The organism is Streptomyces sp. I05A-00742 (assembly GCF_013055795.1).
Lineage (GTDB): Bacteria > Actinomycetota > Actinomycetes > Streptomycetales > Streptomycetaceae > Streptomyces.
Genome location: NZ_JABETO010000016.1, coordinates 114,906 through 138,274, shown reverse-complemented (window position 1 = coordinate 138,274; position 23,369 = coordinate 114,906). Strand labels below are relative to the sequence as shown.

14 protein-coding genes are annotated in these 23,369 nt (G+C 74.8%); 6 read left to right on the top strand and 8 right to left on the bottom strand.

Going from position 1 to position 23,369, the window contains the following annotated elements:
* Window positions 1-2: 2 nt before the first annotated feature.
* Complete coding sequence (locus HN013_RS17605; RefSeq protein WP_171167211.1) at window positions 3-764, top strand: GntR family transcriptional regulator; 762 nt, start codon at window positions 3-5, stop codon at window positions 762-764.
* 10 nt (window positions 765-774) lie between these two features.
* Here HN013_RS17605 and HN013_RS17600 read toward each other — a convergent pair whose 3' ends face one another.
* From HN013_RS17600 to HN013_RS17575, 6 genes are all read right to left on the bottom strand, one after another.
* Complete coding sequence (locus HN013_RS17600; protein WP_171167209.1) at window positions 775-2,316, bottom strand: alpha/beta hydrolase; 1,542 nt, start codon at window positions 2,314-2,316, stop codon at window positions 775-777.
* A gap of 554 nt (window positions 2,317-2,870) precedes the next feature.
* A complete protein-coding gene (locus HN013_RS17595; RefSeq protein WP_171167207.1) occupies window positions 2,871-4,394 on the bottom strand; it encodes an alpha/beta hydrolase in 1,524 nt (507 codons plus the stop codon).
* 560 nt (window positions 4,395-4,954) lie between these two features.
* Window positions 4,955-6,961, bottom strand: a complete 2,007-nt coding sequence (locus HN013_RS17590) for an ABC transporter permease (RefSeq protein ID WP_171167205.1) — start codon at window positions 6,959-6,961, stop codon at window positions 4,955-4,957.
* 20 nt (window positions 6,962-6,981) lie between these two features.
* Entirely contained in the window at window positions 6,982-7,773 is a 792-nt protein-coding gene (gene modA / locus HN013_RS17585) for a molybdate ABC transporter substrate-binding protein (protein ID WP_171167203.1), read from the bottom strand.
* 52 nt (window positions 7,774-7,825) lie between these two features.
* Complete coding sequence (locus HN013_RS17580) at window positions 7,826-8,221, bottom strand: molybdopterin-binding protein (RefSeq protein WP_171167201.1); 396 nt, start codon at window positions 8,219-8,221, stop codon at window positions 7,826-7,828.
* Between the two features lie 124 nt (window positions 8,222-8,345).
* A complete protein-coding gene (locus tag HN013_RS17575) occupies window positions 8,346-9,191 on the bottom strand; it encodes a helix-turn-helix domain-containing protein (protein WP_171167199.1) in 846 nt (281 codons plus the stop codon).
* 313 nt (window positions 9,192-9,504) lie between these two features.
* Here HN013_RS17575 and HN013_RS17570 point away from each other — a divergent pair, with 313 nt between their 5' ends.
* The gene (locus HN013_RS17570; RefSeq protein ID WP_171167197.1) at window positions 9,505-10,959 is read left to right on the top strand and encodes an MFS transporter; all 1,455 of its coding nucleotides are present in this window, start codon (window positions 9,505-9,507) and stop codon (window positions 10,957-10,959) included.
* Window positions 10,960-10,989: 30 nt separating this feature from the next.
* Here HN013_RS17570 and HN013_RS17565 read toward each other — a convergent pair whose 3' ends face one another.
* Complete coding sequence (locus tag HN013_RS17565; RefSeq protein ID WP_171167196.1) at window positions 10,990-11,340, bottom strand: DoxX family protein; 351 nt, start codon at window positions 11,338-11,340, stop codon at window positions 10,990-10,992.
* A gap of 246 nt (window positions 11,341-11,586) precedes the next feature.
* Here HN013_RS17565 and HN013_RS17560 point away from each other — a divergent pair, with 246 nt between their 5' ends.
* Entirely contained in the window at window positions 11,587-12,489 is a 903-nt protein-coding gene (locus tag HN013_RS17560) for a LysR family transcriptional regulator (RefSeq protein WP_171167194.1), read from the top strand.
* Window positions 12,490-12,510: 21 nt separating this feature from the next.
* Here HN013_RS17560 and HN013_RS17555 read toward each other — a convergent pair whose 3' ends face one another.
* On the bottom strand, window positions 12,511-15,249 hold the full coding sequence (locus HN013_RS17555; protein ID WP_171167192.1) for a flippase-like domain-containing protein: 2,739 nt from the start codon (window positions 15,247-15,249) through the stop codon (window positions 12,511-12,513).
* 195 nt (window positions 15,250-15,444) lie between these two features.
* Here HN013_RS17555 and HN013_RS17550 point away from each other — a divergent pair, with 195 nt between their 5' ends.
* The 3 genes from HN013_RS17550 (at window position 15,445) to HN013_RS17540 (ending at window position 23,334) form a co-directional block, all read left to right on the top strand.
* Entirely contained in the window at window positions 15,445-15,843 is a 399-nt protein-coding gene (locus tag HN013_RS17550; protein WP_171167190.1) for an MGMT family protein, read from the top strand.
* Window positions 15,844-16,161: 318 nt separating this feature from the next.
* Complete coding sequence (locus tag HN013_RS17545; protein ID WP_171167254.1) at window positions 16,162-19,623, top strand: ATP-dependent DNA helicase; 3,462 nt, start codon at window positions 16,162-16,164, stop codon at window positions 19,621-19,623.
* Window positions 19,624-19,743: 120 nt separating this feature from the next.
* On the top strand, window positions 19,744-23,334 hold the full coding sequence (locus tag HN013_RS17540) for an ATP-dependent DNA helicase (RefSeq protein WP_171167188.1): 3,591 nt from the start codon (window positions 19,744-19,746) through the stop codon (window positions 23,332-23,334).
* The last annotated feature ends 35 nt before the right edge of the window (window positions 23,335-23,369 follow it).

The following is a 23,369-nucleotide window of genomic DNA, read 5'->3' as shown; positions in this document are numbered from 1 at the left end:
CCATGGCGCGCTGGAAGGACACCCGCCCCGCACACCAGCAGATCGCGGCCCGTATACGGGCGGAGATCATGGCTGGGCGGCTGGAGCCCGGAAGTAAACTCCCCTCCACGCAGCAGCTCATGGACGAGTATGGAGTGGTCGGCACCACCGTGCAGAAGGCGTTGAACCTGCTCAAGGCCGAGGGGATCGCCGTCGGGCGCCCGGGCAAGGGCGTCTTCGTTCGTGAGCAGCCGAATCACATCATCGAACCCGCGTCCTCCATGCCGCCGTCAGCTCCAGGGGCTCCCTACTGGTGGACGCGGCACGCGGCGGCCCGGGCGAAGCGCGGGACGACCCGCATTCTGGAGGTGGCGGAAATTCCGGCGCCGAAGGACATCGCGGAAGTGCTTGGACTACCGGAAGACGGGGCGGTCGTCGCACGCAAGAGGATCATGCTGCTGGATGACGAGCCGGCCGAGCTCGTGCACTCGTACTACCCGGCCGACCTCGCGCGGGGAACCCGGCTCACCGACCGGCGCCGCATCCCCGGCGGAAGCCCGACGCTCCTCGCTGAGCTCGGCTTCCCGCCCCGCGAGTTCACCGACCGCGTGTCCGTGCGCCCGCCGACCGCCGAGGAGTTCGTCGCCCTCGAACTCCCCGGCGAGGTGCCCGTGCTGCGCACGTTCCGCGTCGTCCGCTCCGATCACGGGCGACCGATCGAAGCGACGGTCATGGTCAAGGCGGGGCACCTGTACGAGCTGGAGTACCGGCTGCCGGTGACGTGAGGATCGGGGGCTATGAACATGTCGTCCCCGTCTTCGGGACCTTGCCGTTCAGCAAGTAGTCGTTGACCAGGCGGGTCATGCACCCGTTGCCGCTGTTGTACGCGCCGTGGCCCTCGCCGCGGTACGTCACGCCGATGCCGACGCCCTTGCCGAGGCGTTCGGTCATGGTGCGGGCGCCCTCGTAGGGGGTGGCGGGGTCGCCGGTGTTGCCGATGACGACGATGGGGGCGGAGCCGTCGGCGCGTACGTCGGGGGATTTCCAGGCGCCCTTGACGGGCCAGTCGGTGCACTGGAGGAGGGCCCAGGCGGCGGGTTCGCCGAAGACGGGGGAGGCGGAACGGAACTGGGGGAGGCGGGACTTGACGTCGTCCGGGGTGTAGCGCTGCTGCGCGTCCGCGCAGCTGATCGCGCGGTTGGCGGCCTGGAGATTGCTGTAGCGGCCGTCGGGGGCGCGGCCGGCGAGGGAGTCGGCGAGGAGCTGGAGGGTGGTGCCGGTGCCCTTGGAGGTGGCTTCGCGGAGGCCGGCGGTGAGGTACTTCCAGGCTTCCTGGGAGTACAGGGCGGCGGCGATGCCGTTGGCCGCCTGGTCCTGGGTGAGGGGCCGGTCCTTGCGCGCGGTGGGCAGGGGGTTGGCGTCCAGTTTCTTCAGGAGGGCGGTGATGGAGTCCTGGGTGGGGCAGTTGCTCGCACCGGGACCCGAGGCGCAGCTCTTGAGGTAGTTGGTGAGGGCGAGCTGAAAACCCTTGGCCTGGGCGAGGGAGCCCTGTACCGGGTCCTGGTCGGGATCCACGACCGCGTCGAGGACGGCCCGGCCGACGCGCTTGGGGAACAAGTGGGCGTAGACGCCGCCCAGTTCGGTGCCGTACGAGATACCGAAGTAGTTCAGCTTGTCGTCGCCGAGGGCGGCGCGCAGCCGGTCGAGGTCGCGGGCGGCGTCCGTGGTGCCGACGTGGGGGAGGACCTTCCCCGAGCGCCGGCCGCACGCGTCCACGTAGCGCTTGTTCTGCGTGAGGGCCGCGGTGAGTTCGGCGTCGTCGTCGGGTGTCGCGTCGGTCTTCTCGGAGGCGTCCAGCTCCCGGTCGTCGAGGCAGCGCACGCCCGCGCTCTCGCCGACGCCGCGCGGGTCGAAGCTCACCAGGTCGTACCGGGCGCGCAGACCGGCGTAGCTCTTGTCGAACTCGGGCAGCGTGGCCACCCCGGAGCCGCCGGGGCCGCCGAAGTTGAAGACGAGCGACCCGATGCGGTGCTCGGTGTCGGTGGCCCGGGCCCGGATCAGGGCGAGGCCGATCGTCTCACCGTCCGGTTTCGCGTAGTCCAGCGGTACGGGCAGGGTCGCGCACTCCCAGCCCGTGCCGGGTGCCTTGCCACCGCCCTGCGCCGCGGTGGGCGCGGCGCACGGCTTCCATCCGATCGGGGAGCCGCTCCGGCTCCCGCCCTTGCCGCTGTCGCCGTCCCGCCCGCCGTCCGAGCCGGAACCGCACCCGGCGGCGGTGAGGACGAGCGCGAGCGCGGCGCATGCGAGGGCGAGGGCCCTCGACCGTGGGGGACTCATGCCACGACTTTACGGCCGGGGTCGGACACTCCGCGTCAGGGCCTCGGGAGGTATGGCGCGCAGGGGCCGTTCGGAGCCGGATGTGAACCCGGACGGGCCCGGGGCGGAGGCGTCGGCCGAGGGCCGCGGTGTCGCCGGAGTCGGGGGCGCGGGCGTGTCGCCCGGCCCGACCAGGGGGGCGGACTGCGTCTGCCAGAGCGCCACCAGCGCGGCCAGCAGCGCCGTCACGGCCAGGGCGCTGGTGAACCGCCGCGCGTGACGGCCGGACTCCGGCTCCGGCGGCCGCCCTGACAGCGGCCCTGGCGGCGGTCCTGGCAACGACCCTGGCGGCGGTCCCGACCGTGGCCCCGACGACGGCCTCGATGGCGGCCCCGGCGAAGGGCCCAAGGGCTCGTCCGGCATGCCACCCCCTCCTCTCGCGCGTGACCGGCCCGTCCGTGCGGACGGGCCCGTGCCGTCCCCCGGTGGCAGGACCCGTGTGCGGGCGATCGTAGTGCGGGCCACTGACATTCGAGAGAGCGGAATTCGCCGTACGGTGTGATCTGCTATGGGTGCTATGAGCACACCGTGCCGCGCCCCGGCACAGTACCGTCCAGGAGGTAGGCGTCGACGGCCTTCTTGACACAGGAATTGCCGCTGTCGTAGGCCCCGTGGCCCTGCCCCCGGTACGTCATCTCGACACCGACGCCATTGCCCAGCGCCTGCGCCATCCTGTGCGCTCCCTCGTAAGGGGTGGCTGGATCACCGGTGTTGCCGACCACGAGGATGGGCGCCGCGCCCTTGGCACTCACATCGGGGTTCCGCCATTCACCCTTCACGGGCCATCCGGTGCACTGCGTCAGACCCCACGCCATGAACTCGCCGAAGACGGGGGACGCCTTCCGGAACCGCGGCACCTTGTCCGCGATCTCGGCGGCCGTGTAGCGCTGGGAGAAGTCCGCGCAGGTGATGGCCGCCAGTGACGCCTGGAGCGAGCTGTAATGACCGTCCTGGCCACGGCCGTTCATGGCGTCGCCGAGCGCCATGAGGATCTTCCCGTCGCCGTTCTCCGCGTCCTCCAGGCCCTCGGTGAGGTAGTCCCAGAAGTCCTTGGAGTACAGCGACTGGGCGATACCGGTGGTGGCCAGCGACTGCGTGAGCTGACGCCCTTCGCCGCCGGGGACCGGGTTCTTGCCCAGCCGGTCCAGCAACGCCACGATCTGCTGCTCCGTGGGGCAGTTGTCGTGCGTCGCGGTGCACGCGGTCAGGTAGTTGCCGAGCGCCAGCTCGAAGCCCCGGGCCTGGGCGAGCGCGCTGTCCTCGGGATCGGTCGTGGGGTCGACGACGGCGTCGAAGAGGGCCCGCCCCACCCGCTTGGGGAACAAGTGGGCGTACACGCCGCCCAGTTCGGTGCCGTACGAGACGCCGAAGTAGTTCAGCTTGTCGTCCCCCAGCGCCTGGCGCATCAGGTCCATGTCGCGGGCGGCGTTGGCCGTCCCCACGTACGGGAGCACCTTGCCGGAGTGCCGGCGGCACCCCTCCGCGTACTTCTCCACCCTCCCGACCAGGTCCTTCTGTTCCGCGGTCGTCTCCGGCGTCGATCCCGCCGCGTAGTAGGCGTCGAGCTCCTTGTCGTCCAGGCAGGTCACCCCGCCGCTGCGGCCGACCCCGCGCGGGTCGAAGCTCACCAGGTCGTAGCGCTTGCGCAGATCGCTGTAGTCCTCGGCGAACGCCGGCAGCGTGGCCACCCCGGAGCCGCCGGGGCCGCCGAAGTTGAAGACGAGCGACCCGATGCGGTGGTCGCGGTCCGTGGCCCGGGCGCGGATCAGCGCGATGCCGAGGGTGTCGCCGTCCGGGCGGGCGTGGTCGAGGGGGACGCGCAGCGTCGCGCACTCCCACTCGTCGCCCGGGGCCCGGGCCGGCACGCCCTCCTTGCTGCTGGGCGCCGGACACGACTTCCAGTCCAGCGACGGGCGGGACGCCGCGGGGGACTGCGGAGCCCCTTCCGCGGTGGCGGCGCCCCTGCCGTCACCCGTGCAGCCCGCCGCCGCCAGCACCCCGGCGACGAGCAGGCACCCGGCCCGTATGCGTCTGGTCACCGCTGCTCCCGGGGTCGGATCGGAGGGGACGGACGTCTCCCATCCTCCGTGCGGCGGACAGGAGTGCGCGCGCAGTGCGGGGCGTACGGGTGGACCCGGGGGCTCGCGGGCGGAGTGGTGCGTGGAGGGGGTGGGGGAGGGGTACGGGACGATGCTCGGAGCGTCCGGGGGGTCCTGGTGGCGGCACGGTCTCCTGCGGGTGGGGGTGGCGCCCGGAGAGGGGTCGGCTTCCTGCGGGCGGGGGCCCCGGCGGGGGTGCGGCCCACTGCGGGCGGGGACGGCGCCCGCGAGGGCGCGGCTACCTGCGGGCCGGGGGGTGGCGCCTCGGCGACGGCGCGGTTTCCTCCGGGTTGGGGACAACCCCCGGAGAGGACGCGGCCTGCTGCGGGCCGGGGCGGCGCTCTGCGAGGGCACGGCCTCTCCCGGGTAAGGGCGGCGCCCCGGCGAGGGCAGGCGTCCTGTGGGTGCGGGCGGCCCCCGCCCACGGCACCGCCCCCTCCGGTTCGGTGCGACCCCCGCCCACGGCACCGCCCCTACGTGCCGAGGCGGCCCCCGCCCCGTCAGAGCGGCACCAGCGTCACCCCCGCCGCCCGTACGCTCACCCACACCCGTGCGCCCTCCGTCAGCCGGAGCTCCGCGGCCGCCGCGGGCGGGAGTTCGGCGACCGCGTCGGGCCTACCGGACGCGCCCGCGACCAGGACGCGCAGGCGCCCGCCCTGGGCGGAGACCTCCCGGACGGTGCCGGGCCACACGGCCCCTCCCGCGGTCCCGCCGCCCGCCGTCCCGCCGATCTCGGGGCGGGCCGTGTGCAGGGTGACCGCCTCGGGACCGGCCACGGCCAGGGCGGCCACCGCACCGTCCGGCAGCGGGGCCGCGGCGGTCAGTTCCGTGCCGTCGGCGAGGCGCAGGGTGCCTTCGGAGGTGGCCTCGCCGGGCCAGGCGTTGTGGCCCAGCATCCGGGCCACCCAGGGCGACCGGGGACGCCGGGCCAGTTCGTCCGGTGCCGCGTACTGGACGGCTTCGCCGTCCTCCAGGACGAGGACGCGGTCGGCGAGCGACACGGCCTCCACGGGATCGTGCGTCACCAGCAGGCAGACGCCCCGGAACCCGGCGAGACGCCGGCGCAGGGCCTGCCGCACGGCCGCCCTGGCCGACTGGTCGAGCGCGGCCAGGGGCTCGTCCATCAGCAGCAGCCGGGGGCGCGCGGCCAGGGCGCGCGCGAGGGCCACGCGCTGGGCCTGCCCACCGCTCAGCTGGTGCGGCCTGCGATGGCCGAGGTGGCCGATGCCCAGCTCCTGGAGGTGGGTCCGGGCCTCGCGCAGGGCCTCGGCCCGGGGCACGCCCTGGGCGCGGAGGCCGTACGCCGTGTTGGCGAGCGCCGTCAGGTGCGGGAAGAGCGCGCCGTCCTGCGGGACCCAGGCGATCCGGCGCCGGTGGGCGGGCGCGGCCGACAGGTCCTCGCCGCCGAGGGAGAGGGGACGCGCCGTCGCGCGCGGGGTGAGGCCGAGGAGGGCGCGCAGGAGGGTGGTCTTCCCGGCGCCGTTCGGCCCGACGACGGCCACGGTGGTGCCGGGTGGGACATCCAGGACGGCACGGGTGGCTCCGGTGACGGTGGCGCGGAGCGGGTACGTGACCGCCTCGGCAGGGTGCCCGGTATCGGGCGCTTCTTCAAGAAGCGCTTCATGAGGCTCTTCTCCAAGAACTTCAAGAAGAGGCTCTTCTTTAAGAAGAGACCCTTCTTCAAGAAGAGGCTCTCTCTCGTGAAGGCGCCCACCGGCCCCGCCACCCCCCACCCACCGTCCCCGCAGCGCGAGCAGCACAGCCGTCGCGATGGCCAGGAGCAGCAGGGACACGGCCGTCGCGCCCTCGGGGTCGTCCTGGAGCAGCAGGTACACCTGCAAGGGCAGGGTCTGCGTCTCGCCCGGCAGGTTCCCCGCGAACGTGATTGTCGCCCCGAACTCGCCCAGGGCCCGCGCCCAGCAGAGCGCCGCCCCCGCGAGCAGCCCCGGGGCGACCATGGGCAGGGTGACGGTACGGAAGACCCGGAGCGGGCCCGCCCCGAGCGAGACGGCCGTCTCCTCGTAGCGCGGGTGCAGCCCCGCGAGCGCCCCCTCCAGGCTGATGACCAGGAACGGCATGGCCACGAACGCCGACGCGACGACCGCCCCGGTCGTCGAGAACGGCAGGGTGATCCCGCACCACGACTCCAGCCAGGGGCCGACGAGGCCCCGGCGCCCGTACCCCTGGAGCAGCGCCACCCCCGCGACGGTCGGCGGCAGCACCATCGGCAGCATCACCAGACAGCGCACCAGCGCCTTGCCCGGGAAGTCCACCCGGGCCAGCAGCCAGGCCAGCGGCACGCCGAGGACGAGCGAGAGCAGCAGGGCCCAGCCGGAGACCACGAGCGAGAGGGCCAGCGCCTCCCCGACCTCGTGCGACGCGAGGCGGGACGGGAGCGTGTCCCACGGCGTCCGGGCGAGCACCCCCGCCAGCGGGAGCAGCAGGAACACCACCGCGAGCCCCGCGGGTATGCCGAGCGCCAGGGGCGTGCGTCCCCGGCCTCCCACCGCTCTCCCCGTACCGGCCCTCACGGCCGCTGGAAGCCGGCCTCGTCCAGCAGCTTCTGCGCCTCGGCCGACCCGAGCCACCGCACGAACTCGCCCGCCTCGGAGGCGTGCTTCGAGCCCTTGAGCGTGGCGGCCGGATACGAGGCGACGGCGTTCTGCGCGTCCGGGACGGCGACCGTGGCGACCTTGCCCTTGGCCGCCGTCGCGTCGGTGACGTACACGATGCCGGCGTCCGCCTCCCCCAGCGACACCTTGCTGAGCACCGCCCGCACGTTCGGCTCCTGGGACACCGGCTTCACGCTGACGTGCTGCTGGTCGAGGACCTTCCTGCTGTAGCGGCCGACGGGCACCTCGGGTGCCGCCAGGACGACCTTCAGGTCGCTCTTCGCCAGGTCGGCGAGGTCCTTGACGTGCTTCGGATTGCCCTGCGCGGTGGCGATGGTCAGCCGGTTCTTCGCGATGACGACCGGCTTCCCGGTCTCCCCGGACAGTCCGTCCATCGTCTTGGTGTCGGCCGTCACGAGGGCGTCCGCGGGTACGCCCTGGCGCACCTGCGAGGCCAGTTCCTGGGAGCCGGCGAAGGAGAACTTCACCTTGGTCCCCGGGTGCTCCTTCTCGTACGCGTCCCCCGCCCGCTTGAAGACGTCCGTCAGGGAGGCCGCCGCCAGCACGGTGAGCGTGGCCCCCTTCTTGCCGTCACCCTTCGCGGACCCGCCGTCGGAGGAGTCCGAGGAATCGTCACCGCAGGCGGCGGCCAGGGGCAGGAGCAGGGCGGTGGCGAGGGCGGCGAGGCGGACGGAAGTGCGGTGCATCGGTTCTCCAGGGCGCGAGGGGAACGAGGTGGTCGGACGCGGTCAGGCGCGGTCAGACGCGGTCGATGTGCACGTTGGTGGCCTTGACCCGGGCCACGGCCTCCATGCCGACGGCCAGCCCGAGCTCCTCCACGGCCTCGCGGGTCAGCAGGGAGACCAGACGGTGCGGCCCGGCCTGCACCTCCACCTGGGCGGCGACGTCGCCGAGCTTCACCGCCGTGATGATCCCCGGGAAGGCGTTGCGCGTGCTGGAGTACGCCTCGTCCCCGTCCTCGTTCGCCTCGGCGGCGAGCGCGACGGAGAAGGCCGCCAGATCGGTTCCGTCGATCAGCCGCTTGCCGTGTTCGTCCCGGCCGGTGGGGATCCGCCCGGCGTCCGCCCAGCGGCGGACGGTGTCGGGGCTGACGCCGAGCAGACGGGCCGCCCGGCCGATGGTGTAGGACCGCATGTGCGGCACATTATGGGTGGTATGGCGGCAGATGCAAGGTGAGGAGCGGCCCTCCACCTGGCAAGTGAGACCGCTATGACTCGCCGGCCGCTGTGGCTTCCCGGCCTCTACGACTCCCCGGCCTCTACGACTCCCTGGCCGCCGGGTCCAGCAGCAGCATCGCCGCCTCGTCCGCACTGCCCGGCTCCGCCTGGTAGACGACCAGCCGCTGCCCGTCCGTCCGGGCCAGCCGCATGACCTCGTACGTGAGCGTCATCTCACCGACCTTCGGGTGGTCGAGGGATTTGGTTCCGCCGACCCGCTCCTTCACGTCGTACCGCTCCCACAGACGGGCGAATTCCGGCGATTTGAGCAGGAGTTCACCGACCAGCGCCGCCAGCCGGGGCGAATCCGGATCGGTGCCGGCGACGGCGCGCAGATGGGCCACCGACTTGGCGACGGTCTCCTCCCAGGGCTGGTAGAGGGCGCGCCCCACCGGGTGCAGGAACAGGTACCGGGTCAGGTTCCGCTGCTCCGGCGGCCAGTCCCACAGGCCCGGCAGCAGCCGCCGGCCCCCCGGATTGGCGGCCAGCATGTCGCTGTACCGGCCCACCACGTACGCCGGCAGCGGGCGCACGGACTCCAGCAGGCGCAGGACGGACTCACGGACGGTGTCCCCGGTGGCGGGCCTGACCCCGGGGAGGCGTCCCGAGGCGAGTTCGGCGAGGTCGTGCAGCCGCTCGTGGGCGTCCTCGTTCAGCCGCAGGGCACGGGCGAGGGCATCGATCACGGAGGGCGAGGGGTTCCGCTCCCGGCCCCGCTCCAGCCGGGTGTAGTAGTCCACACTCACGCCGGCGAGCGTCGCCAGTTCCTCCCGGCGCAGCCCCGGGGTACGGCGCAGTCCCGTGCCCGTGGGGAGGCCCACGTCCTCCGGAGTGATCCGCGCGCGCCGCGCCTTCAGGTATCTGCCCAGCTCAGTGCCGTCCGTCATCCGTCCATTGTCCCGCGTGGCCGTTCCGCGTGGGGGGCCGTGTCAGGGCCAGGAACGCCGCGGCCTGCCGCCGGACGGAATGGTGGCGCAGTCTGGTCCTGTTGCGGGCGGCCCGGTCGCCGCGGTCCCGGGAGGCGCACGACGCCGGGCCCGGACGCGGTTGCCGCGAGCCGCCCGCACCCGAGGTGGAGCGGCCGGACGCCTCCGCCGGGCCGTGGGGACAGCGCCGTTCCCCGTACGCACGTCCCCAACCGCCTGTACCCGCCGCCCCCTTCACCTCAGCCGCCCTCACCGACCCGAAGGTGCCTCTCCCATGCCGTCCACCGTCGACACCCGACCGCGGAAGTCCCCCGAGCCGCCCGCGCCCCTGTCCCCATCCCCATCCCCGGCCCCGGCCTCGCCCCGGCCCACCCGCTCGTCCGCCTCCGTCGCGCTGATCAGCTCCCTCCTCGGGTTCACCGTCATCACCATCGACGCCACGGCCGTCAACATCGCGCTGCCCGCGATCCGTGACGACCTCCATGGCGGGATGGCGGGACTGCAGTGGGTCGTGGACGCGTACACGCTGATGTTCGCCGCCCTGATGATGTCCGCGGGCGCCCTCGCCGACCGGGCCGGGGCCCGGCGGGCGTACGCCTGGGGGAGTGCCCTGTTCACCGTGGCCTCCCTCGGCTGTGCCCTGGCGCCCGGCATCGGCGTGCTGGTCGCGGCGCGTCTGCTGCAGGGCGCGGCGGCTGCGGTCGTCATGCCGGCGTCGCTCGCGCTGATCCGGCAGGCGTACGACGACCCGGCGCGGCGGGCGCGGGCCATCGCGCTGTGGACGACGGGCGGTTCCGTGGCCCTGGCGGCGGGCCCGGTGCTCGGCGGCCTGCTCGCCGAGCAGGTCGGCTGGCGCGCGGTCTTCCTGCTCAACCTCCCGGTGGGCGCCGCGATCCTGATGCTGCTGCTCCGGACCGCGCCGTCCCCGCGCCGCTCCGCGCCCCTCGACCCGGCGGGTCAGGTGACCACCGTCCTCGCCCTCGTAGGCCTGACGTACGCGGTCATCGAGGGCGGGCACCGCGGCTGGACGTCCGTGCCGGTCCTCGTCGCCCTGGCCGTCGCCGTCGTCTCCGCCGTCGCCTTCCTCGCCGTCGAGAAGCGGCACCGCTCGCCCATGGTTCCGCTCGGCATGCTGCGGGAGCGCCGGGTCGCCGTCTCCCTCGCCGCCGGGTTCGCCGTCAACGCGGCCTTCTACGGCCTGGTCTTCCTGCTGGGCCTCTACTACCAGCAGGAGCGCGGCATGACGGCGACGGAGGCGGGGCTGATGTTCGTCCCGCTGGCGCTGCTCGTCACCGGCGCCAACCTGGTCTCCCCGCGGCTGGCGGAGCGCGTGGGCCGCCGGGCGGTGATCGTCACGGGACAGGCCGTCCTGGCCCTGGCGATGTTCGTCGTGCTGCCGCTGACCGACGCGACCCCGCTCTGGCTGGTCGTCCTGCTGCTCGTCCCCACCGGCCTGGGCGGCGCGCTGGCCGTCCCCGCGCTGACGGCCCAGCTCATGGACGCCGTTCCGGGACACCGGGCGGGCACGGTCTCCGGTCTGTTCAACGCCGTCCGGCAGACGGGCGGGGCCCTGGCCGTCGCCCTCTTCGGGACGCTGCTCGCGGACGGCGGGACGGGGACGGGGTTCTCGCTCGCGGGCATGCGGGAGAGCCTCTGCGTCGCCGGGGGAGTGCTGTGCCTGACGACGGTGCTCAGCCTGTGGCTGCTGGGACGGAAGCGGTCCGCCTAGGAGCGCCGCCCCGGCTCATGGTCCTGAGGCTCATCGCCCGGCGGCCAGGACGAGCGACGCGACGGCCAGCGCCAGGAAGCCCAACGCACCCCCGATGTTGTGGAACACACGGCCGCGGACGTGGGCGGCGGTGGCGCCGACGAAGAACAGGACGAGCCCCGTCGCGGCGGCGACGGCGAGGCCGTGAAAGCCCAGGAGCCCGGCCAGGAGGCCGGCGGCTCCCGCGACCTTGAGCGTCGCGAGCGGGGAGAGCCACGAGCGGGGGACACCGACCTCGGCCGAGTTGGCCAGGGCGAATCCGGCCTTCAGGTAGGACGCGACGGCGTCCACGGTGTTGGCGGCGATCGTGACGACGGTGACGATCACGTAGGTGACGTACATGGGGTGGCTCCTGTTCGTGCCGGCGTGAGGCGTGAGGCGTGAGGCGTGAGGCGTGAGGCGTGAGGCATGAGGCGTGAGGCGTAGCGAGTGGCAAGTGGCGAGTGAGGCGCGACGAGTGACAAGTGACGCGCGCGATCCAGCGGCGTACGGCCGTACGCGTCGCCCGGCACTCACCCCCCCGCGTCCGTGACCAGCCTGATCGGCCCCCGGAACGGCGTCCAATACCCGCGTCCATAACCTGATGGCATGGATGTCGACACCCGGCTGCTGCGCTGTTTCGTCGCCGTCGCGGAAGAAGGAAGCGTGACCCGCGCCGCGGAACGGCTGTACGTCTCCCAGCCCGCCCTGACCAAACAGATCAGGCAGTTGGAGACGCGGATCGGCACACCGCTGTTCACCCGGTCCAGGAACGGCATGACCCTCACCGCACCGGGCCGCGCCCTGGCGGAACGGGCGCCCGCCCTGCTGGCGGAGTGGGACCGGACGCTGGGGGAGACGAAGAGCGCGGCGGCCAGGGCGGCCCGCGTGCTGCGCGTGGGCTTCCTGGCCAGCGCGGCCAACGAGTTCACCCCGGACATCGTCGCGGCGTTCGCCCGGCGGCGGCCCGGCCGGCGGGTCGAGATGCGCCAGGCGTCCTGGTCGGAGCCGACCGCGGGACTCGCCGACGGGGAGACGGACGTGGCCCTGCTGCGGCTGCCCTTCCCGGGCCAGGAGGCCCTGCGGACGCGGGAGTTGTTCGCCGAGCCGCGCTGTGTCGCGCTCCCTACGGCACATCCCCTGGCCGCCCGCGAGCTGATTCTCTTCCGGGAGCTCCTGGACGAGCCGTTCGTGGCGGCGCCGCACGGGACGGGCCGCTGGCGGGAGTTCTGGCTGGCCGTCGAGGAGCGCGACGGTCACCCCGTGCGCGTCGGCGCCGTCACCGACCAGCCCGACGAATGGCTCAGCGCCATCGCCAACGGCTACGGCATCGCCCTCGCCCCCGCGTCCGCCGCCCGCTTCTACGCCCGTCCCGGCATCACCTACCGTCCCGTCAGCGGCATCGGCCCCAGCCGGGTCGGCGTCGCATGGGCCCCCGGAGACGACGCCGACCCCGTCGTCCAGGACTTCGTGCGGTGCTGCCTGGAGATCGGGGCCCGGCACGCAGGCTGAGGGCTGGTTCCACCCGCCGGGCTAGATGGCGCCCTTGCGCGTCAACTGGTTGAAGCAGAACCAGCCCGGCAGCACCGGCAGCCAGAACGTGAGCAGCCGGTACAGCAGCACCGCGGGCGTCGCGATCTCCGCCGGCAGCCCGGCCAGGGTCAGTGCGCCGATGAGCACGCCCTCGACGGCCCCCACGCCGCCGGGCGTCGGCGCCGCCGACCCCAGCGCGTTGCCGGCCAGGAAGATCACCGCGACGCTGGCGAAGCTCATGTCGCCGCCGAACGCCCGGATCGAGGTGTCCAGGCAGAACACGAAGGCGGCGGTCAGCAGGAACATGCCGCCGATGCCGTTGACCAGCTTCCGCGGGCGCTGGAGCAGGTCCAGCATGCGCGGCACGACACCCGCGAACAGCGAGCGCACCCGCGTCGAGACGAACTTCCGCAGGAACGGGATGGCCGTCACCACCAGCACCAGCACCGCCGCCGTGAGCAGTCCGCCGATGACCGTGCGGGACGGCGGGAGCGGCGATTCGGTCTGCTCGGTCCCGGTGATGTAGCCGAAGGTCAGCAGCAGGACGATGTGGGCGGCCAGGCCGAAGAGTTCGGAGGCGCCGACGCTGGCCACCGCGAGGCCGGGGCGGATCCCGGCGCGCTGCAGGAAGCGGCTGTTGAGGGCCACGCCACCGACCGCCGCAGGGGCCACGAGCTTGACGAACGAGCCCGCGACCTGCGCCATGACCGTCCGCAGGTACGGCACCTTCTCCGGGACGAAGCCCAGCAGTCGCATGGCCGCCGCGAAGTAGGAGAGCGCGGAGAAGGCCGCGGCGACCGCCACCCAGCCCCAGTTGGCATGGTCGATGATCTTGTCGAGCTCGACGTGCGACAGCTGCGAGAGCAGGAAGTAGGCGGCGATCGCGCCCGCGATGGAGCTGATGAGCGTGCGCGGCCGGATGCGCTCCAGCCGGACGGGCTCTATCGGCGCCTGCGGCCGGATCAGCAGCACCTGACGGCGGATCCGGGCGAGCAGGTCCTCCTCGCGCGCCTCCTCGGCCGCGACGTCCAGCGCCTGCTTCTCCGCCTTCTTCTCGGCCTTGAGCGCCTTGCGGTCGTCCGCCGGGCCCGAGCCCTTCTCCGCCCGCTCCCGGGCCCGCTCCTCCTTGGCGATTCTGGACGCCTCCAGCACCGCGTCCCGCTCGCGCTGGGCGCGCTCGCGGGCGATCCCGCGCAGGGTCGCCCGGCCGGCGCGGGTCAGGGCGATGGGCTGGAGCAGCGGCAGGCTGTCCGCGACCGCGTCCGGGCCGAGGACGGCGACGGCCGAGGCCACCGCCCGTTCGGCACCGACGCGCAGGCCCAGCGTGGTGAGGAGCTGGGCCACGTCCATCCGCAGCACCAGGTCGCCGGCGGCGATCTCACCGCCGCGCAGATCGGTCAGGACGACATTGCCGGAACGATCCACCAGGAGGGCGTCGCCGTCGAGGCGGCGGTGGGCGATCCGCCGCGACTGGAGGGCCCGCACCTGCCGCCAGGCGCCGTTCACCAGGTCGTCGGTGATCTCCTCGTCGGGGAGGGTGTCCAGGGTCCGGCCGCCGACGTGCTCGTACACCAGCATCACGGCGTCCGGGCCGAGCTCGCTGGTGGCGATCAGCTTGGGGGCGTTGGCCCCGGCGGCGATGGCCGCGTAGGCGAGCAGCGCCTCCTGTTCGAGGGCCTGGCGGAGCGACTGGAGGCTGCGGCGCTGGGTGATGCCGCGCAGCGCGAGGCGCTGCCACAGCCGGTAGAAGAAGCCCTGGGCCTGTTGCTCGCGGTCGACGACCGTCACGTCGAGGGGAGGGCCGTCCTCCAGGGTGACGACGTAGCGGCGGCCCCGGTCGTGCGCGGTGCCCCGGGACGGCTCGGCGTCCGGGGCCTCCTCCGTGCGCAGCGCGCTCACCGGCTTGAAGCCGACGCGGCGCAGGCCGTGCAGGAGGTGCTGGCCGGTGGGGCGGACGTTGGGGGAGCCGACGGCGTAGAGCGTGCCGTAGGCGACGGTCCAGCCGATGAGCACGGTGGTCGCGATCGAGAACGGCGTCGAGTAGCCGTTGACCAGCACCGCGAACGCGTCGAGCAGCAGCACCGTCCACATCGCGACCCGCCAGCGCGGGCGTCGCGACATCCCGACGGCCGTCATATAGGCGATCACGGGCGCGAGGTAGCCGTGCACCGGATCGGTCAGCTCATGGGTCGGGGTGATCCGGGTGAGCGCGGTCCTGATGGAGTCCGGGGCCGCCTCGGCGACCCAGAGCGCGGCGCCGAGCGAGACGCCGTGCGCCAGGACGGCCGCGAGGACGCCGTCGGCGATGCGCAGGCCGTCCCGTTTGACCAGCCGTTCGACGGCGAAGGCCACGGGCACGATGAAGATCGCGATGTTGGCCGCGAGCCCGGCGAAGGTCGCCAGCGTCTGCGGGGCGTGATCCGCGCTCTCCCTGACGTCGTTGGCGAGACCGGTCGTCGTGCCGTGCGCGAACGCCGCCAGGGCGAGCACGACGGCGATGCCGACGATCCCCAGGAGCATGCGCACCAGATCGGCGGGGCGGTGGACGCGGGCGGGGAGCAGCGGCTCGTCGCCTGAGACCTTGTCGATGTGGACCTCGCCGTCCTTCGTGTCGCACGGATACGACCGCTCGGCCCCCTCGCCGTTCCCGGGCAGCGCGTGGGGAGCGCCGGCCTCCTCAGGAGGCCCCGCGCCCTGCTCGTCGTCCGTGTCTTCCTGGTCTTCTCGTTCTCGTATCACCAGTCACCGCCCGGAAGATGGTGGCATGGCCCGGCCGGGCAAGGGTGTATCAGGGTGCATTTCGGGGGCGCGGACCTTGGATCGTACGCCGTGTAGTCCGATCGCGCACTCTGGGTGATCTTGTGGAGCACGGTCCTCCGGTGGAGTCCGGCCTTCCGGCCCGCGGCCCCCGGAGCCCGCGGTGCCTGCGGCAGTATGGACCGGGTGACCGACGCATCGCCGCACGGATTCCCCGAGCTCCCCGAGTACGCGGAACGGGTCCTGACCGTCGCCGAGACCATCCCGCCGGGCCGGGTGATGACCTACGGGGACGTCGCCGAATGGCTCGGCGAGGGCGGCCCGCGCCAGGTCGGCCGGGTCATGGCGGTCTACGGCGGGGCCGTGCCCTGGTGGCGCGTCGTCCGGGCGGACGGCGTCCTGCTCCCCGGGCGCGAGCTGGTGGCGCTCGACCACTACCGGGCGGAGGGCACTCCGCTGCGCGAGGCGGGCGCGGCCTCCGAGGGGCATGTGCCGCGGATCGCGATGGCGCGGGCACGCTGGGACGGGGTGCCGCGGGGGGATGGGGTGTCGCACGGGGACGGGCTTCGCGGGTGAGCGCTTCCCGGGGACGGGCTTCTCGGGTGAACGCTTCCCGGGGGCGGCTCGTAGGGCGCCGGCGCGCGGGGCGTGGGCGAGGGCGCGCCCCGTGTGAAACGCGCCACCTGATCCACCCGCCCGCCGGGCTACCCGAACGGGTGAGGTGCCCGAACGGCTCCCGCGCCCCCCGGGGCGTTCTGCGCCCCACCCGCCTCCTGGCGTAGCGTCGGGGGCCGTCCCTCCCCCGTGCCCGAACGGCGCGGGGGGACCCGTACCCGACCCGCAGGACCGGCACCTCACGTGAGCTCCCACTCCCTTTCCGGCTCTCCCGGCTCCGTGCGCCCGGAGCGTCCGGAGCACCGGCAGGCGCCCCGGCCCGCGCCGGGCGCGTACCGTCTGGTGCGCACCCCGCCGGGGCCGGCGGTCCCCCCGGAGCTGGACGCGGGACAGCGCGCGGTGGTTGAGCACGGGCAGGGCCCGCTGCTGGTCCTCGCGGGCCCGGGCACCGGCAAGACCACGACGCTCGTGGAGGCCGTCGCCGAACGGGTACGGCGCGGCGGCGACCCCGAGCGCATGCTCGTCCTGACCTTCAGCCGCAAGGCGGCGGCCGAACTGCGCGACCGCATGGCCGCCCGGCTGGGGGCGCGTGGCCCGGCGGTGCGGGGACCGCAGGGTCCGCAGGCCACCACCTTCCACTCGTACTGCTACGCCCTGGTCCGCGCCCACCAGGACGCCGGGCTGTTCGCCGAACCGCTGCGGCTGCTGTCCGGCCCCGAGCAGGACGTCGCCGTCCGCGACCTGCTCGCCGGCCAGACCGAGCTGGAGCGCGAGGGCCGCGCCACCGTGCGCTGGCCGGATGACCTGCGCGCCTGCCTCACCACCCGCGGCTTCGCCGACGAGGTGCGCGCCGTCCTCGCCCGCAGCCGCGAACTGGGCCTCGGTCCGGAGTCGCTCGCCGCCTTCGCCGAGCGCACCGGGCGCGGCGACTGGTCCGCGGCCGCGGCCTTCCTCGCCGAGTACCTGGACGTGCTCGACGCCCGCGGCGTCGTCGACTACGCGGAGCTCGTCCACCGCGCCGTCCTGCTCGCCGAGCGGCCGGAGGTCGCGGCGGAGCTGGCCGGACGGTACGACGCGGTGTTCGTCGACGAGTACCAGGACACCGACGCCGCCCAGGTGCGGCTGCTGCGCGCGCTGGCCGGCGGCGGGCGCACCCTGATCGCCTTCGGCGACCCCGACCAGTCCATCTACGCCTTCCGCGGCGCCGACGTGGGCGGCATCCTCGACTTCCCGGAGGCCTTCCCGCGCCGCGACGGCTCGCCCGCTCCCGTCCGCGTCCTGACCACCTCGCGCCGCTCCGGAGCGGCCCTCCTCGCCGCCACCCGCCTCCTCACCCGCCGCATGCCCCTCGGCCGCCTCCCGTCCGACGCCGTCCGCGCCCACCGCGACCTCGCCGCCGTCCGTCCCGGGGGCCGCGTCGAGGCGTACACCTACCCGACGCCCGGCGCCGAGACCGACAACATCGCCGACATCCTCCGCCGCGCCCACCTGGAGGACGGCGTCCCCTGGGGCACCATGTCCGTCCTCGTCCGCGCCGGCTCCCGCTCCATACCGGCCCTGCGCCGCGCCCTGACCTCCGCGGGCGTGCCGGTGGAGGTGGACGGCGACGACGTCCCCCTCCGCCACGAGCCCGCGGTGGCGCCCCTGCTGACGGCGCTGCGCGTGGTGGCGGAGTGGGCGACGCGGACGCCGGGGCCCGGCGTGGACGACCTCGACGAGCCCGGCCCCGGGCAGGACATGGAGGAGGAACGGGAGCCCACGTCCGCCCCCGGGGACGCCCCCGCGCACGAACCCGAGCCCGTCGCGCCCCCCGAGCCCGCCGCAGGCGGCCCGCTCACCCCCGAGACCGCCCTCACCCTCCTCACGTCCCCGCTCGGCGGCATGGACGGTGCCGACCTGCGCCGGCTCGGCCGCGCCCTGCGGGACGAGGAGCGGGCCGCGGGTTGCGCCGTGCCCCGGCCCTCGGATGTGCTGATCGCCGAAGCGCTGGCCGCGCCGGAGCGGCTGGTAGCGCACGATCCGGCGTACGCGCGGAGCGCGCAGCGCCTGGGCGCGCTCCTGAGCACGGCACGGCGCCAACTGCTGGACGGCGGCACGGCCGAGGACGCCCTGTGGACGCTCTGGGACGGCACCCCGTGGCCGGACCGGCTGCGCCGGGCCGCGCACCGCGGCGGCGCGGCCGGGCGGAACGCGGACCGGGACCTCGACGCGGTGTGCGCGCTCTTCGAGACGGCCGCGCGCGCCGAGGAGCGCGCCGGCGGCCGGGACGTGCTCACGTTCCTGGACGAGCTGGAGGCCCAGGACATCGCGGCCGACACCCTCACCCGCAGGGCCGTGCGCCCGGACGCCGTCCGGCTGATGACCGCGCACCGCTCCAAGGGCCTGGAGTGGCGGCTGGTCGTCGTCGCGGGCGTACAGGAGGGCCTCTGGCCCGACCTGCGGCGCCGCGGCTCCCTGCTGGAGGCGGACCGCATCGGCCGCGACGGCCTCGCCGAACCCCTCCCGCCCGGCGCGCTGCTGGCCGAGGAGCGCCGCCTGTTCTACGTGGCGGCCACGCGCGCCCGCGAGCGCCTGGTCGTCACGGCGGTCAAGGCGGCCGCCGAGGACGGCGACCAGCCGTCCCGCTTCCTCGCCGAACTCGGCGTCGAGCCCGTCGACGTCACCCACCGGCCGCGCCGCCCCCTCGCCGTCGCCGCGCTCGTCGCCGAGCTGCGCGCCACCACCGTGGACCCCGCCGCCCCGGCCGCGCTCCGGGCCGCCGCCGCGGACCGGCTGGCCCGGCTCGCCGGCCTGCGCGACGAGGAGGACCGGCCGCTCGTCCCGGCCGCCGACCCCGACCGCTGGTGGGGCCTGTACGAGCCGACGCACAGCGAGGTGCCCCTCCGCGACCGGAACCACCCGGTGGCCCTCTCCGGCTCCGCCGTCGGCCAGCTCGTGGACACCTGCTCGCTCCAGTGGTTCCTGGGGCGCGAGGTGCGCGCGGAGGCGCCCGCCGGTCCGGCCCAGGGCTTCGGCAACGTCGTGCACGTCCTCGCCGACGAGGTGGCCTCCGGCCGCACCCCGGCCGACCTCGCCGTCCTCATGGAGCGCCTGGAGACCGTCTGGGACGCGCTCGCCTTCGACGCCCCCTGGAAGTCCCGGCAGGAGAAGGAGAACGCCCGGGCCGCCCTCGAACGCTTCCTGCGCTGGCACGTCATGGAGCGCGGCCGCACCCCCGTCGCCACCGAGCACCCCTTCGACGTCACCCTGCCGGTGGACGGCCACGTCGTCCGCGTCCGCGGGTCCATGGACCGCGTGGAGCGGGACGCCGCGGGCCACGCCTACGTGGTCGACTTCAAGACCGGCAAGTCCGCGCCCAGCGCCGCCGAGGTCGCCCGCCACCCCCAGCTCGCGGTGTACCAGGTCGCGGTCGGGGCCGGTGCCGTGGACGACGTCTTCGAGGGCGGGCGCCCCCGCCCCGGCGGCGCGGAACTCGTCCAGCTCCGGCAGGGCGCCACCAAGAAGGAGGGCGGCGACGTGCTCCCCAAGGTGCAGGCCCAGGAGCCGCCGGCCGGCGGAGGCGGGGGCAGGGACGGGGACGGGGGCGAGGCCGGGAGCGACTGGATCGGCGACCTCCTCGCCACCGCCGCGGGCCGGGTCCTGGACGAACGGTTCTCCCCGAAACCCGGCCGGCACTGTGCGAACTGCTCGTTCCGGGCGTCCTGCTCGGCCCGGCCCGAGGGCCGCCAGGTGGTGGAGTGAACCGTCCGGCCGCGCGCCGGGCCGCGCTCCCGCGGGCCCCGCGGCGCGCGGGGCGCACGGCCGGACCGGCCCCGGCCGACCCGGGCGGCGTTGTCAGTGGTCCCGGTTACGGTTTGTGACGTGACCCCGCGCCTGACCGATCCCGAGCAGCTCAAGGAGCTCCTCGGCATCCCCTTCACCCCGGAGCAGACGGCCTGCATCACCGCGCCGCCCGCCCCGCAGGTCATCGTGGCCGGCGCCGGGTCGGGCAAGACCACGGTGATGGCCGCCCGCGTGGTCTGGCTCGTCGGCACCGGACAGGTCGCCCCCGAGCGCGTCCTCGGCCTCACCTTCACCAACAAGGCAGCCGGGGAGCTGTCCGAGCGCGTCCGCAAGGCGCTCGCCGCCGCCGGGGTGACGGCCGGGGAGCCCACGGACGAGGAGGGGCCCGGCGAGCCGCAGATCTCCACGTACCACGCGTTCGCCGGCCGCCTCCTCAAGGAGCACGGCCTGCGCATCGGCCTGGAGCCCACCGCCCGCCTCCTCGCCGACGCCACCCGCTACCAGCTCGCCGCCCGCGTCCTGCGCTCCTCCCCGGGCCCGCACCCCGCGCTCACCCGCCCGTTCGGCGACCTCGTCGCCGACCTCCTCGCCCTCGACGGCGAGCTCGCCGAGCACCTGGTGGAGCCCGGCGAACTGCTGGCGTACGACGAGAGGCTGCTGGCCGACCTCGACGGCGCCCGGCTCGCCAACGCCGACCTGCGCAAGGCCCCCGAGACCGCCCGCGCCCGCCGCGAACTGACCGGCCTGGTCATGACGTACCGGAAGGAAAAGCGCCGCCGCGACCTCCTCGACTTCGGCGACCAGATAGCCCTCTCCGCCGAACTGGCCCGCAGCCGCCCCGAAGTCGGCCGCATCCTGCGCGAGGAGTTCTCCGTCGTCCTCCTCGACGAGTACCAGGACACCTCGGTCGCCCAACGGCTGCTGCTCGCCGGCCTGTTCGGCGGCGGCACGGGCCACGCGGTCACCGCCGTCGGCGACCCCTGCCAGGCCATCTATGGCTGGCGCGGGGCCTCTGTCGCCAACCTGGACGAGTTCCCCCGCCACTTCCCGCACGCCGACGGCCGCCCGGCCGAGCGCCACGCCCTCAGCGAGAACCGGCGCAGCGGCGGCCGGCTCCTCCGCCTCGCCAACGGGCTCGCGGCGCCCCTGCGCGACCTCCACGAGGGCGTCGAGGCACTGCGTCCCGCGCCGGGCGCCGACCACGACGGGGTGGTGCGCTGCGCCCTGCTGCCCACCCAGGCCGAGGAACTGGCCTGGCTCGCCGACTCCATCGCCCACCTGGTGCGCACCGGCACCCGGCCGGGAGACGTCGCCGTACTGTGCCGCACGGCGGCCGACTTCGCCCGGATCCAGGCCGCACTGGTCGAACGCGACGTCCCCGTCGAGGTCGTCGGCCTCTCCGGGCTGCTCCACCTGCCCGAGATCGCCGACCTCGTCGCGGTCTGCGAGGTGCTCCAGGACCCCTCGGCCAACGCCGCGCTCGTCCGGCTGCTGATCGGCCCGCGCTGGCGCATCGGCGCCCGTGACCTGGCCCTCCTGGGCCGCCGCGCCCGCACCCTGGTGCCCTACGGCAGCGCCGGGACCGACCCCGGGCGGCGGCTCGCGGAAGCCGTGGAGGGCCGCGACCCGGCCGAGGTGATCTCCCTCGCCGACGCGCTCGACACCTTCCTGACCGCCGACGGGCCCGACGACGGCCTGCCCTTCTCCGCCGACGCCCGCGTCCGCTTCGCCCGCCTCGCCACCGAGCTCCGCGAACTGCGCCGCTGCCTGGCGGACCCCCTGATGGACGTCCTGCACCGGGTGCTCGCCACCACCGGCCTGGAGGTCGAGCTCTCCGCCTCGCCGCACGCCCTGGCGGCCCGCCGCCGGGAGACCCTCCACCAGTTCCTGGACATCGCCGCGGGCTTCGCCGGCCTGGACGGCGACGCCGGTGTGCTCGCCTTCCTGGGCTTCCTGCGCACCGCAGTCCAGTACGAGAAGGGGCTCGACAGCTCGCTCCCCGGCGCCGAGGACACGGTCAAGGTCCTCACCGCGCACAAGTCCAAGGGCCTGGAGTGGGACGTCGTCGCCGTCCCCGGGCTCGTCGCGAAGACGTTCCCCAGCGAGCAGTCGCGCGACGCCTGGACCTCGCAGGCGCGCGTGCTCCCGCACGCCCTGCGCGGGGACGCCGACACCCTCCCGGACGTCGCCGCGTGGGACGCCAAGGGTGTCGCGGCCTTCAAGGCCGCGATGAAGGACCACCAGAGCACCGAGGAGCTCCGCCTCGGCTATGTCACCTTCACCCGCCCCCGTTCCCTGCTGCTCGGCTCCGGCCACTGGTGGGGCCCCGAGCAGAAGCGGCCCCGCGGCCCGTCCGCCTTCCTGCACGCCCTGCGGGAGCACTGCGAGGCGGGGCACGGCGAGATCGAGGCATGGGCCGAGCCGCCGGAGGAGGGCGCCGAGAACCCCGCCCTGAAGGAGGCGGAGGCCGACCGCGCCTGGCCCCTGCCCCTGGACCCGGACGCCCTCGCCCGCCGCCGCGCGGCCGCCGACGCGGTCCGCGCCCGGCTCGGCCGCGTCCACGGCACGGCCCCGGCGCCGGAACCGGCCCACGATCCGGAGTGGCCCCCTCCGCCGGAGGAGGACGAGGAGTCCGGAGCGTTCGAGCCGTTCACCGGGCATGCCGGACCGCATGAGCCGGATGCCGCGCCGTATGACGAGTACGAGCCGCACGAGCCTTACGGCCCGGATGAGTCCGCCCTGGCGGACTGGGACGCCCTCCCCGCGACGCGGCCGGTGTCGCCGGGTGACGGGTCGCGGGGCGCAGGGAGCACAGGGGACACAGCCCCCGGGCACCGCCCGGAGGGCGGCCGGGGGGCCGGGGTCTCCCCGGGAAACGGGGAAAGGGCGGGACTGGGGCGATCCCCCTCCGTCCCCCACCCCGCACCCGCCCCCGACGACGAGCTCCCCGAGGACTCCCTCACCCCCGAGGAGGCCCGACTGGTCGCCTCCTGGGACCGCGACCTGGACGCCCTCGCCGGCGAGCTCCGCCGTGCGCGGGCGAGCGTGCACGACGTGCCGCTGCCGCCGTCGCTGACCGCCTCGCAGCTCGTCCGGCTCGCCGCCGACCCCGACGCGTTCGCGCGCGAGCTGGCCCGCCCCATGCCGCGCCCCCCGAGGCCCGCCGCGCGCCGCGGCACCCGCTTCCACGCCTGGGTCGAGTCCCGCTTCGAGGCGCTGCCGCTGCCCTTTCTCGGCCCGGACGAGCTCCCGGGCGGCGAGGACGACGAGCCGGAGATCGCGGACGAGCGGGACCTCGCCGCGCTCAAGGAGGCGTTCGAACGGACCCCGTACGCCCGGCGCACGCCCCACCGCGTCGAGGCGCCGTTCCAGATCACCCTGGCCGGCCGGGTGATCCGCGGGCGGATCGACGCGGTCTACCGGACCGAAGGCCCGGACGGCGGGACCGGTGCCGCCTACGAGATCGTCGACTGGAAGACCGGCCGGAGCGGCACCGCCGACCCCCTCCAGCTGGCCGTCTACCGCCTCGCCTGGGCCGAGCGGCACGGCCTGCCGCTGTCCGCCGTCACCGCCGCGTTCGTCCACGTCCGCGACGGCGAGGTCGTCCGCCCGGCGGCCCTGCCGGACCGGGCGGGGCTGGAGAGGATCCTGCTCGGGGAGGGTGAGTGAGACAAAACCCGGTCCCGGTCACGTCCCGTGTCCGG